This is a genomic window from Spirosoma terrae (genome assembly GCF_010435915.1).
In the GTDB taxonomy this organism is placed as follows: Bacteria; Bacteroidota; Bacteroidia; order Cytophagales; family Spirosomataceae; genus Spirosoma; species Spirosoma terrae.
The window spans coordinates 152935-165717 of the sequence record NZ_JAAFZH010000016.1; the positions used below are offsets into that span (position 1 = coordinate 152935).

Annotated in this window: 8 protein-coding genes; 5 read left to right on the top strand and 3 right to left on the bottom strand. The window is 49.6% G+C overall.

Annotation, left to right across the window (positions count from 1 at the left end; translation table 11 throughout):
* Positions 1–20 precede the first annotated feature (20 nt).
* Positions 21–1295, bottom strand: a complete 1275-nt coding sequence (locus tag GK108_RS25870; RefSeq protein ID WP_163954477.1) for a M20/M25/M40 family metallo-hydrolase — start codon at positions 1293–1295, stop codon at positions 21–23.
* 293 nt (positions 1296–1588) lie between these two features.
* On the opposite strand from GK108_RS25870, the gene GK108_RS25875 reads away from it, so the two are divergent.
* From GK108_RS25875 to GK108_RS25890, 4 genes are all read left to right on the top strand, one after another.
* Positions 1589–1879 carry a hypothetical protein gene (locus tag GK108_RS25875; RefSeq protein WP_163954478.1) on the top strand — a complete coding sequence of 97 codons (291 nt, stop codon included), beginning with the start codon at positions 1589–1591 and terminating at the stop codon, positions 1877–1879.
* Between the two features lie 339 nt (positions 1880–2218).
* On the top strand, positions 2219–4117 hold the full coding sequence (locus tag GK108_RS25880; RefSeq protein WP_317166579.1) for a CocE/NonD family hydrolase: 1899 nt from the start codon (positions 2219–2221) through the stop codon (positions 4115–4117).
* A 95-nt stretch (positions 4118–4212) separates the two neighbouring features.
* Positions 4213–5271 carry a purine nucleoside permease gene (locus GK108_RS25885; RefSeq protein ID WP_163954479.1) on the top strand — a complete coding sequence of 353 codons (1059 nt, stop codon included), beginning with the start codon at positions 4213–4215 and terminating at the stop codon, positions 5269–5271.
* A 74-nt stretch (positions 5272–5345) separates the two neighbouring features.
* Positions 5346–6275: a nucleoside hydrolase gene (locus GK108_RS25890; RefSeq protein ID WP_163954480.1), complete on the top strand. Its 930-nt coding sequence runs from the start codon at positions 5346–5348 to the stop codon at positions 6273–6275.
* Positions 6276–6332: 57 nt separating this feature from the next.
* Here GK108_RS25890 and GK108_RS25895 read toward each other — a convergent pair whose 3' ends face one another.
* The gene (locus GK108_RS25895; RefSeq protein WP_163954481.1) at positions 6333–9194 is read right to left on the bottom strand and encodes a M14 family zinc carboxypeptidase; all 2862 of its coding nucleotides are present in this window, start codon (positions 9192–9194) and stop codon (positions 6333–6335) included.
* Between the two features lie 443 nt (positions 9195–9637).
* Between GK108_RS25895 and GK108_RS25900 the strand changes: the two genes are divergently transcribed.
* Complete coding sequence (locus tag GK108_RS25900; protein WP_394366287.1) at positions 9638–10513, top strand: formylglycine-generating enzyme family protein; 876 nt, start codon at positions 9638–9640, stop codon at positions 10511–10513.
* Between the two features lie 105 nt (positions 10514–10618).
* Here the strand turns inward: GK108_RS25900 and GK108_RS25905 are convergent, their stop codons facing one another.
* The gene (locus GK108_RS25905) at positions 10619–12742 is read right to left on the bottom strand and encodes a S9 family peptidase (protein ID WP_163954483.1); all 2124 of its coding nucleotides are present in this window, start codon (positions 12740–12742) and stop codon (positions 10619–10621) included.
* Between the last annotated feature and the right edge of the window lie 41 nt (positions 12743–12783).

The window sequence follows — 12783 nt, forward strand, 5'->3', positions numbered from 1 at the left end:
GGTAGGGTTTAGGAAAATCGTTAGCGGGTCAGGCGATACAGCAGTAAGGCCGTCCGCTGAATTAACAAAGGATATTCCTTCAGATTAATAACCTCCTCAATGCTATGGGCCCCACTCCCCGACGCTCCCAACCCATCCAGACAGGGCAGGTAGTTGGCAATAAATGATACGTCGCCAGCCCCCCGTGAACCCGGATCATTAGCCTGTACGGGTCCGAGTCCCATATCCCGACTAACTTTATCCACTTGTTTGCGCAGCTCATCATTAGCGGCAGTCGGCTCCATACCAGGAATGCCATCCACGAAGGAAATGGTCGCCTTTGTCAATGGTAAGCTCTTGTCGACGATTTCGCGCATTTTGGTCCGGGCATTTTCCTTCTGCGCTTCGGTCAGAAACCGTAAATCGCCTTTCACCAGGGCCGTACCCGCTATAATATTCGTCTTGCCATCAACCACGGCCTTCGCCGTTTTTTCGTCGTAACGCACTTCCGCTCCGCCCACAATCAGTCCCGGATTGAAGGTCAGGTACTGCTCCTGACCCAGCGTACGCCGAAATTCGTTCAGGATACGCGTCGCTTCATAAATGGCCCCATAACCCAGATCGTTGAAAATGCGGGACGAGTGGCCGCTACGCGCTTTCACGTTTAGTGTCCATCCACTGGCTCCGCGCCGTCCTGTGGTAACGGTATTGAGTCCCTGAGCCGATTCGAAAGACAGCGCCAGATCGTGCTGTTTGGCCCGTTCGATGAAATCCCGTCGGCTCTCCAGGCCACCGGCGCTTTCTTCATCACCCGTTAAATAGACCGTTATCGACGTATCGTCCAGTAATTTCTGCGTATGCAGGGCCTTGAGAGCAGCAAGAATCAGTACGTCGCCCCCTTTCATATCGTTTACCCCCTGCCCCGACGCCGTTGTGTCGTTAATACGTGTAAAAGGCTCCATGGGCAACGATTTCTCGAATACCGTATCGAGATGACCGATCAGGAAGAGCTTTTTCCCTTTCTTTCCCTGACGGGTGGCCACCAAATGGCCCGCCCTGTTCAGTGAATCAGGCAGTTTTACCCACTCTGTTTTAAATCCAAGTTTGTCCAGTTCATCCGACATGAGTTTGCCAACCGTCTGAACGCCTTCTATATTAAGCGTGCCACTATTGATATTGACAACCTTTTCCAGAAAAGCTTCTGTATCAGGATACTGTTTTTTGACCGTAGCGACAATCGCTGATTCGGGTTTTGAGAGTGATTGGCCCAGGGCGCTATAGCCTCCCAGGAGAAGAAGTAAAACAATTGATTTCATAAAGGGTACATTCTTAAAGCAGGTTGTATAAATAGCTAAAATAGAAAAAGTTAGCTTCCCTATCTACTTCTCCTCATTACACTTTACATAAAATAGCCAGGCTATTCCTAAAACCTTGATTTATTCGGGCTTTTCCGCGACTACATTATTGACGTATTCGTCAGCACGTGCTACCTATCCAGCTAGGCGACGTTGCTAATACGTTGAGATAGACGCCTATTCAGAAAACTATTTCGCGTTTAGCACGTTTTTTTAGGAAACAATCTCATCATAACTTAATCAGGACAATCTGAATGAATATCAATGTAAATAAGAAACTGACCACGGTAGTTGGTCTGGCTGTTGGTGCCTCTTTACTGGCGGGTTACGGCATTTATAAATACTTCGCCAACAAACGTAGCAAAGCAAAACACGCCAACGGAAAAGCTCCTATTGCAAACGGTCTGGCAGACGGCTACATTGGCAATGGTCTCGTGAAAAGCAATAGTCTGTATCGCGGTGGTGTCGATCTGGAGGATACCCTGATTGGCGGTGGCCTTTATAAAACCTTTGGCCATGATGCGCTAAGTATTAGCCGCCAGTAACGGCAATGCTTATTTTTCGTTAAAAAAAGTGAAAAATAATTCGCGCTATGTTTCATAGTGCACAATAAAAGGCCAGATGAGCCGTTTTTAAGTCATACAAGTTTTTTCAGCCCTTACCGCTCACGCAGTAAGGGCTTTTTTTGTACTCACTATTGCTGCATCGAGACATTGTTACGTTACTAACGGTAATACATATACGACAACTAAATTGATACCCACATGCTGGTATAGCGTTGATTCTCGACTACTTTCTCCTATTAATTGCGTACACGAAAATTTGGAGCAGACAGAAGAGCTCATCCAATTAGGTGTTATTTTGCGGTGAAACCAATTCACCCGGTGCAGCTCTTGAAAACGTTTTTCTCCCTGTTACTAGCCATTCCCGGATTAGCCATGGCTCAGGTAACTCCTTCGGCCAATCCTTATCCGTATACGCCCTCCCAAGATTCAGTCTATGTGCGCGAAAACTACCAGAAATCTGAATTTATGGTACCTATGCGTGATGGCACGAAGCTATTCACGCAGGTATATTCGCCTAAAGATCAGTCGACAAAGCACCCCGTATTGATTCAACGAACCCCTTATAGCTGCGCTCCGTATGGCGTTGATCAGTTCCGTCGGCGTTTGGGGCCGAATCCGTTCATGCTACGTGACAATTATATCATTGTCTATCAGGATGTGCGTGGACGGTGGGCGTCGGAAGGTAAATTCGTGGAGATGACACCGCATGTTGATGTCAAAAAGTCAAACGCCGATCACGATGAAGCCTCAGATACCTACGATACCATTGACTGGTTGCTCAAAAACATTCCGGCCAACAACGGAAACGTAGGCCAATGGGGCATCAGTTATCCAGGCTTTTTTACGTCAGCGGGTTCCGTTTCGGGCCACCCGGCTCTGAAAGCGTCATCACCACAGGCACCGATGGCCGATCTCTGGCGCGATGATGCATTCCACAACGGAGCGTTTCAGATTGCGGCCAACTTTAGTTTCTACACCTATTTTCAGGAGCACAAACAACCAACCAAACAAAATCCCCCTGCTCTGTTCGATATTGACGATCCGGATGGCTACCATTTTTACCTGAACATGGGACCAACCGCCAACTCAGAAAGCAAGTACTACAAAGGGCGAAATGTGTATTACCACGAAAATTTCGATCATCCCGATTACGACGAGCATTGGAAGAAACGGAATATTCTTCCCCATCTGAAAGGGATCAAACATGCCGTTATGGTTGTGGGCGGCTGGTACGATGAGCAGGATTTATACGGTACGTTCAATACGTATAAGGCAATTGAAAAGCAGAATCCAGGTATTCAGAACATTTTTGTGGTGGGTCCCTGGGTGCATGGTGGCTGGGCAGGCCCATCCGGTCAAACGCTGGCCGACCTAGATTTTGGTTCAAAAACATCTCCCTATTACCAGGAAACGATTGAAGCTAAATTTTTCAAACATTATCTCTTCAATGCGACAACTCCTTTAGGCTTGCCGGAAGCTACGTTGTTTGAAACGGGGACCAATCGCTGGCGCTCGTTCGATACGTATCCGCCGAAAGGAACCGTTGAGAAGCAGTTGTATTTACAGGGTAACGGTAAACTTAGTTTTTCGCCAGCCTCGACGGGCGCTACCTTCTCCGAGTTTCCTTCCGATCCGGCTCACCCGGTTCCGTTTGCCAGCAAAATTAACGATGGCTTTTCGGCCGAATACATGGTAGATGACCAGCGATTCGCGGCTGCCCGACCCGACGTACTGACTTTCCAGACCGATACGCTGACCGACGACCTGACCCTGGCTGGGCCTATTCTGGCTCAGCTTATGGTTTCCACCACCGGTACAGACGCTGACTGGATGGTGAAAGTTATTGATGTATATCCAACCAACGAACCCGCTAACCCAAGGAAGCCCGACGTAGTATACGGCAATTATCAGCAGTTGGTACGTAGTGAAATCATTCGTGGTCGGTACCGCAACAATGTAAGTAAACCTGAAGCTTTCAAACCTAATCAACCAACGTCAGTGACTATTGAGTTGCAGGACGTTCTACATACCTTCAAAAAGGGGCACAAACTAATGGTGCAGATTCAGAGCACCTGCTTCCCGCTAGCCGACCGAAATCCACAAACGTTTGTTCCTGTTTTTCAGGCAAAAGAGTCCGATTATCAGAAAGCTACCCATCGCGTTTATCACGGAAAAGCCGGTGCCAGCTTCCTGAAAGTGGGTGTTCTGACGAACTAAATAAGAAAACTCTTTACATTCTCTGGCCTCTATATCAATAGCCTCACTACCAACTTATTTCTTCTCCGGGAACCTGACTCCGAATCCAATACATAATGCGACAGTTCTTATTTCTTCTTGTTAGTTTACTCAGCCTCCGTGCGTATAGCCAGTCCGCTACGCCCATTCCGGTGAAAGTGGTCATAGTCACCATGTTCGAGATTGGGGCTGATACCGGCGACCGGCCCGGCGAGTTTCAGTATTGGGTGGAGCGCCTACCCCTTTCACAAACCATTCCCTTTCCGCAAGGCTACCGCAACCTGCGGTATAATCCCGAGAAACAGATTTTAGGAATCTGTACCGGCATGGGAACCGCTCGATCAGCCGCGTCGATCATGGCCCTTGGCATGGACCCTCGCTTCGATCTATCGCACGCCTATTGGCTGGTAGCTGGTATTGCGGGTATCGATCCACAGGATGGCAGCGCCGGATCGGCCGCCTGGGCCGAATGGCTGGTAGATGGTGATCTGGCCCACGAAATTGACCCGCGTGAAATGCCAAAAGAGTGGTCGACAGGTTATCTGCCACTACGTCGGACCAAGCCCTACGAAGAACCCGCCCAGGATAATGATTTCATGGTAGCCTTACACCTTAATCCCGGTCTGGCCAAATGGGCTTATTCGCTGACGAAAGACTTGAAGCTGGACGACTCCGAAACACTCCAAAAAATGCGGTCTGCTTACCGCGATTATCCCGAAGCCCAAAAACCACCTCGCGTGATGATGGGCGATCATATTGCCGCCATGACGTTCTGGCACGGTAAGTATCTGAACGACTGGGCCAATGACTGGGTGAAATACTGGACCAAAGGGAAGGGTAATTTTGTTACGTCGGCCATGGAGGACACCGGTACCGGGCAGTCGCTACAATGGCTGAGCGCTGCGGGTAAGGCCGATGTTAATCGGTATATGGTGCTACGAACGGCCAGCAACTATACCATGCAACCATCGGGCGTAACCGCAGCTCAGAATCTCACTCATGGCGGTAAAGAAGTTGGTGAGCGGTATACCGCCTATATTCCGGCCCTGGAAGCCGCCTATCGAACGGGTATTATTGTCGTGGATAAGCTGGTTACCGGATGGGATGGTTATAAGAATACCATTCCAGGCAACTAACCATTTTCGCCAGTTCTGTACTCATCCGCAGTTTCTACTGTGAAGCAATACAAAGCACATTAACGTTTTTCATAATGCCCAAACAGCTTTTAATGGACCATGACGGCGGTATTGACGATCTGCTGTCGCTCCTGCTGGTCCTGACTATGCCCGACATCCAGTTGACAGGAGTTAGCGTTACGCCCGCCGATTGCTATCTGGAACCCGCCCTCGAATCATCGTATAAACTGCTGCAGTTGATGGACCAGGAATCCGTTCCGCTTGGCCGTGGAGACTACAACGGCATTAATGCTTTCCCGAGCGAATGGCGCGCTCGACCCGAAATTATCAATGCGCTGCCGCTACTGATCAACTTACCCCAATCGCCCGACCCCTATTCCTACACCAGCGCGCCCGATCTGATCATCAATCAACTCTCATCGGCGACAGATAAAGTGACAATTCTGTTGACGGGACCCTGTTCAAACCTGGTTCTGGCATTGGAAAAAGAACCAGAACTGAAGGAAAAAATAGAAGAAATTGTCTGGATGGCTGGAGCCTTACGCGTTGGTGGAAACGTGCAGACCTTCCAGCACGACGGATCTGCCGAATGGAACGTATTTTGGGACCCGATCAGTGCTCAGAAGTTGGTTAGTTATGAACTCCCCCTGCTCATGATTCCCCTGGACGTAACGAATCACGTGCCGGTAACCAAAAAATTCCTGTCTGCTCTAGCCACCCAAATCGACTATAAGCTCTCAAATCTGACCGGCCAGCTCTGGGCGTTGACATTGGATACGATTCCAAGCTACCATTATACGTACTTCATGTGGGATATTCTGGCAACCAGCTATTTAGCTATACCGGAGCAATTTACGATTGAAACGGTTAAGGTAAAGGTCAGTACGCGGCCACCCAACGCCGGACAAACATACCTGGACGAGACAGGCTACGTAGTGAGAATCGCCACTGATGTCAACGTATCGTATTTTTACGAATACCTGCTGGCTCAGTTTAAACGGTAGTTATTTTCAGGAATAGCCTGGACGTCCAGGCTATTCCAAGATTATTTAATCATTCTTCTACTCTTCTCCGCTCACCTTACCGGCATTTGTCGACTTACTTTCAGCTGTTGAAGCAGTGCTGGCGGGTATTTCCAGATGATTCCAGTTGATCAGTACGTTCCAGAGCAGTGGCGCATCGTGGTGGTTCAGATAACGGTGCAGTGGATCGAACGTAAAGGCAACAACACGCCCCGCGCCAACCGGTACGTTAAAAATGGCGCCATGACCGATAATTGCCTGCTCGTTACGTACCATTCCTGAGAGTACATAAGGATCTTCTTTCTTCGGAGCCGCTTTAGCCGCTTCTTTCATTGGCTTTTTGTCGGGCATTCCCATAATGGCTCCTTTGTACTCCTCCTCATCCTTCAAAGGTTTAGTACCGTACTGCATAACCATCATATCGCGGTTATATTTCTTCGTCTGCAGAATCGGTGCAATCCCCTTGAAGATTGGGAACGTTTCGGGAAAACCGTACATAATCGGACTATCGGGCTTGCGGTTTTTTGCCGTTACGATTGAACCAGGGTGGAAAAGCGTTGGTGCGCTGGCCTGATCCAGTTCACGGGCAATACCGGCTTCGGCGACCATCAGCGATGAGTTGTCGAGCGTAACCAGAACCCCACCCGCTTCCACGAATTTTTTCAATTGTTCAACGCCTTCAAAACCAGGTCCACCCGTAATGTCGCTGGTGGCATCCGGGAAACCATGCGACGGGAACTCGGCTGTTTTTGTGTAGGGCAACGGACCAAATTTGGTATCGATTTCGTGAATAAAGTTGGTAACCCCGCCCCGCATACGTGGAATCAGAATAACGTCGAACTTCTTCCGTAATTCGCCTGCCTTCAAATGATCTTTATTGATGGACGTATACGGAATACCACGCTGCTCAAACGTAAAACGAGACCAGCCTTCATCCTGCGTATTAAACCAGCTATGATAAATAGCCACGCGTGGTAAACTGATTTCATGTTGCTTTCCAGCCAGATTTTCTTTCGTAGCCACCAAATCAAGGCCGAATTGATCAGCCATTTTCTTCGATTGATCGGCTGTCAGTCCTTTAAAAACAACCGCCCCAGCCGCCAGGGTATCTTTAGCCAGTATTGTTTTGGCATCCAGCACAATGGCTTTAGCTTGTTTATTCTGCGTTTTAGCCCACAGCATGGCGGGCAGTACGTTGTTCTGTCCTTTGTAGTTCAGAACGTAGCTCGTGCCATCGCCATCAATTTTACCACCATATTTTACGTCGTCACTGATCAGTTTCAGATCGTTGGTTGCGTATTTCACACTGTCTTCTGCCTTCACATCAACGCCATACAGATAACCCAGCGTCCAGGCAATATCATCATAAGGCGGGAATTTTGCTTCCTTCGGATAGTTCTGCTTCGTCAGCAACGACACCGCCAGATTCCGATACGGCTGATTCAGCAACACGACGTAATCGCCCTGATTTTTCCCTGATTCGGCTTTATGCACTTCAATCGCCTGCGCCCGAAGCTGGTTGACCAGATAAGCCGCCATGACCGGATCACGCTGATTTTTCGGTATCACAAAAGCGCGTGGCGTTTCTTCCGTTCCTTTTTTGATGTTGTTCAGTCCTTTCTGGTAAAAGTTTTTCAGCAACATACGGCTGTTGGTCGCGCCATACGACAACGATGCCAGCACACCCGCCTGCATGTAGTTGATATTGTTCCGATACGACCAGTATACCTTTTCGGTTGCCGGGTCAGGACGATACCACTCTTTCGACGTAACGGCATCGCCCGCGTATTTCTGATCGGCCAGATCGCGCAGATACGTATTGGCTCCGGCGTTACCGAATGTTTCATAGAAACGACCGATTGCATTGTGGTTATTGGAAATCCAGAGCGCATACCCCGGATACCAGCCATCGTAGAAAGCCCACGTAAACACGCCCGGAATTCCTTGTGCCGCCAACGTAGTAATATCATGGTTCGCCATGGTCTGCCACTCGCCGATCGTTACGGGGTCGATGGTTTCGTTGTAAGGTCCGGTTCCTGTCGAGATATAGAGCAGCGGAACCGACTCATGAAGATCAAGGCTTACGGTGGGGTGCCAGTCGTAGAAGATTTTAAACAGCGCTTTGGTCAAGGCCTGCGATACCTGCAATCCATCGCGGTTGTTGTCGTGATACGTATATTTCCCCCAATACGGTGGCGATTTAGGGAAACCGTCATCATAGTCTTTCCGATTTTTGGTATACCGAAAATACCAGTCGACCTGTTTGTCCCAACCATCCGGCTCCGATACGGGGTTGATTATGACGATGATGTTATCGCGAATCGTTTTGATCTCCGGCGACTGACTGGTTACCAGCCGATAAGCCAGTTCCATCAGCATTTCAGGCGAGCCCATTTCCGGTGAATGCAGACCCCCATTCAGGTAATAGACGAGTTTTGTGTCGCCCAGAATCTTTTCAATATCCTGATTCCCTACTTTTCGCGGATCGGCCAGCAAGGCTAACTGCTTTTTGTAATGATCCAGTCGTTTCATGGCATCCTCACTCCCAATGGCCACCAGTTGAATCGGGCGTCCTTCTTCGCTGGTAGACACCTGTTGCATGGTGATGTTGGGCGAGGTCTGGGCCAGCTTCTGGTAATAGGCGTAGATTTCGGGGGTGCGGTGCAAGATGCCGGGTGTACCGATTATCTGACCAAAATGCTTTAGAGGAGACGGAATCTTTGGATCATCGGTCAGGTTCAGAACCGAGTTTGGCAAGAATCGTTTGTCGGTGGTGTACTCCTTAATTTTCTGGTTGTACGTTTCATCGATCTGCTGCCCATAGGCCGAAACACCTAACAGGGTGGCGATAGCGACTAACTGTACTTTCCTGAATAAATGGCTTTGAGTAGAGAGGGCCATACTAGAGGGGGTAAGTTTTTATTGATGAATTTCCCTTAAAGATAGCTACTAGATCGACGTAATACAGAATTAAATGTTAACGGAATAAATTTTCACCAAATTAAAGAAGCAAAACAGGCTTATACAGTAAAACAAACCGCACCCGTATATATCATCACGGCTTCCCGGCAGACCTCACCCGTTCTGTTTCCTTACTAGTTTTGGTAGTTTTGTACTGATCTTGACGAAGCATCTCCGTTATTGATACGTCACTTCTCTCCTATACGTAGCGACCTGATTCTATGTATTCTGCTTATATACGTAAACCGACCCTCAGTATCTGGTTGATCTGTTCTCTGTTCGCCTGCCATACCGCCGACAAGACAGACCAGTCACAAGCCAATGAAGACGCACCTTCGACCCAGCCAACAACACAATTTAAGCCGGGCGAAAAACGCGATGGTATGGTTTGGGTTCCGGGTGGTACGTTCGAGATGGGTAGTGATGAATTCTCCGACACGAGGCCAGTTCATCCGGTGTCTATCAACGGGTTCTGGATGGACGAACATGAGGTAACGAATGCTCAGTTTGCCGCTTTTGTGAAAGCTACTGGCTACAAGACGGTTGCCGAACAACCACTCGACCCAGCCAACTACCCCGACGTTCCGGCCGACCAGCTAGTACCTGGCTCGGCCGTATTTACCCCACCTCCTGCTGAGGTATCGCTCACAAATCCGCTGGTTTGGTGGAAATACATTCCGGGTGCCAGCTGGCAGCATCCGAATGGCCCAACCAGTTCTATTAAGGGCCGTGAAAATGAGCCCGTCGTTCATGTCAGTTATGACGATGCGGTAGCCTATGCCAAATGGGCTGGTAAACGTCTGCCAACCGAAGCAGAGTGGGAATTTGCCGCTCGGGGTGGCGCTACGAACCAAACGTATTACTGGGGCAATGACCTAAAACCAAACGGTAAATGGGTGGCAAATATTCACCAGGGACATTTTCCCGATAAAAACACACAGGAAGATGGCTATGCGGGCACAGCGCCGGTGAAATCATATCCAGCCAATCCATTTGGTCTTTACGATATGGAAGGCAACGTCTGGGAATGGTGCCAGGACTTCTACCGACCCGATTATTACAGCCATTCGTCCAAAAGCAATCCGCAGGGGCCTGATGATAGCTACGATCCCGATGAACCGGGCGCGGTCAAGCGAGTACAGCGGGGCGGCTCATTCCTTTGCAGTGACCAATATTGTATTCGCTACAAAGCCGGTAGTCGCGGGAAAGGCGAAGTGAGCAGCGGTAGCAACAATCTGGGCTTTCGCTGTGTGAAATAGAGTTTATAGTTTTCGGTTTATGGTTTATAGTGGTGATGCGTCAGCAAATATTTCGCGTCACCACTATAAACCATAAACTGAAGACTATAAACTATAAATTCCTCCCTACTGACGGGGTTGCATCAGCTTCCGTTTGAAATAATCGGCGGTGGCATTGCCCATCTTCAGCGCGTTGGAATGCTTCATCCAGTGGTGCGTATCGTCGGGGATGACGAGCGTTTCCATCGATACCCCTTTCGCTTCCAGTCGACGTACCAGATCAGTGCTTTGGTTAAAGCGAACGTTACGGTCATCGTCGCCGTGGATAATCAGAACCGGCGATGTCCAGGTGCTCACCGACGAAATCGGCGATGATTCGTAGACTACTTTAATGGCTTTTTCAGCATCCGGAATTTTCTCGTACCGATCCGACTGGCTCAGTCCTGACCGTTGTTGGCTCCAGTCGTGTACTCCATGAATATCGACTCCGGCGGCAAACAGTTTTGAGTCGCGGGCCAGTGCCAGCGCTGTCAGATAGCCGCCGTAAGAGCCGCCATAAATTCCGATTTTAGAGGCATCGACCTGGGGTTGTTCTTTCAACCAGAGAGCGGCCGCTTTTACATCCTGATATTCAGAAGCTCCGTTCGCTCCGCCATTGGCAGGCTGGTGGAAATCGTAGCCGTATCCAATCCCCAATCGGTAATTTATCGACAATACGACAAACCCCTGACTGGCCAGATATTGGTTCATCGCATACGAATTGGCGTAATAATCCGAATAATTCCAGCCCAGCAGCATCTGGCGAGGAGGCCCACCATGCACATAAATCAAAGCGGGCTTTTTCCCGGTTCCACCCGTTGGTTCAAATAGCTGCGCATGAACAGTCATGCCGTCCGGCGCCTTATAAACAACCTGTTTTGGCGTTACCAGTTGATTTTGCGGAAAATTGGCCGGCATCAGTTCCTGGCCCAGCACTTTCGGCGTTCCTTTTGAAAAGGCCATCACAGTTGGCAGTGGTGGTCGTTGTGCAGTGGCACTGATCATCGCTACGGTGGCACCATCACCCGTTACCACAGGGGTCCATTCCAGACCATTTCCGGGGGTCAGCACGTCCATTTCTGCCTTGTCGACTGGCACTCGCACCACATGGCGACGATCAATATCCAGTTTATCGGGGCCCGTATTTCCACTAAACACCAGCCATTTCTTGTCATGGGTCAACGTAATGTGCTCGGCCATGAATGGCGCTTTGGTCAGCGTCAAGGGCGTACCACCTGTCGATGGGATGGAATATAAATGCGGCCAGCCATCCTGATACGACAGATATACAATCCGGTCGTTTGCGGCCCAGTGCAGGTTTGTCCCCCCATGCGTAGTGGGCACTGACCCCGCCAGTGTTTTTGGCGCTGACCAGAGTAACGACGCTGTAGCCGATGCTACGTCGGCCGTCCAGATTGACCAGGGTTGATGTTTACGAGTCAGCACCGAATCAGGTGCCCCTCCCGATCCGGGTGTCCGTACAAAGACAATTTTTTTACCATCAAGCGACCAGCGGGGAGACCGATCCCGCGAAAACGACGGAGCAATCCACGTAATGGGTGTGGTTTCGTTCGTAAAAACGCCCACAAACGCATGATCTTTCCGATCACAGACAAAGGCCAGCTTCGATCCATCGGGCGACCATTCGATCGATCCGTTGGTACCTCGGGCATTGAAAAGGGCTTTTGCCGCTGATGACCCATCGGTTGGAGAAACCCAGATTTGCCCACCTTTAACGAAAGCAATGCGGTCGCTTTTGGGCGAGACAACCGGTTCGTCACCTTCCGCTATGGCCTTGGGCTCTCCTCCGGCAAACGGAACACTCCAGATTTGCACTTTCGGCGCTACGGGCGATGAGGTTGTGTTCACCGGTACGTCGTCGTCCCAGTTGGAGCCATGATCACCTCCACGAACATAAACAACCCATTTACCATCATCGGAAATCGACAGGCTGGTTAGCTCCTGCCCATCGTCCTGATTGTAGCTAGTTAGTTTTCTAGGCGTAAATGTGGGGCCTTCGGCCACATAAACGTTACGTTTACCCTGCTCATCGAATGTCCAGGCAATTCGTGATCCCTGTGCCGAGCTGGTTAAATTGGTTGGAAAAGGGTATCCTTTGACGGCTTCAAGGGTGAATGTCTGAGCCAGCAATGGGGTACCCTGCACTAAAAGCACTGCCGTTAACAAATAAGCAAGGACAATTTTTCTCATGAGGTTTACTAGGAGGAAATACATCTATCGATGGAAAGATG

Bases quoted from the DNA above. Each gene is read 5' to 3' on its own strand.
- GK108_RS25870 (WP_163954477.1), bottom strand. From the start codon at position 1,295: ATGAAATCAATTGTTTTACTTCTTCTCCTGGGAGGCTATAGCGCCCTG.
- GK108_RS25875 (WP_163954478.1), top strand. From the start codon at position 1,589: ATGAATATCAATGTAAATAAGAAACTGACCACGGTAGTTGGTCTGGCT.
- GK108_RS25885 (WP_163954479.1), top strand. From the start codon at position 4,213: ATGCGACAGTTCTTATTTCTTCTTGTTAGTTTACTCAGCCTCCGTGCG.
- GK108_RS25890 (WP_163954480.1), top strand. From the start codon at position 5,346: ATGCCCAAACAGCTTTTAATGGACCATGACGGCGGTATTGACGATCTG.
- GK108_RS25895 (WP_163954481.1), bottom strand. From the start codon at position 9,194: ATGGCCCTCTCTACTCAAAGCCATTTATTCAGGAAAGTACAGTTAGTC.
- GK108_RS25900 (WP_394366287.1), top strand. From the start codon at position 9,638: ATGGTTTGGGTTCCGGGTGGTACGTTCGAGATGGGTAGTGATGAATTC.
- GK108_RS25905 (WP_163954483.1), bottom strand. From the start codon at position 12,742: ATGAGAAAAATTGTCCTTGCTTATTTGTTAACGGCAGTGCTTTTAGTG.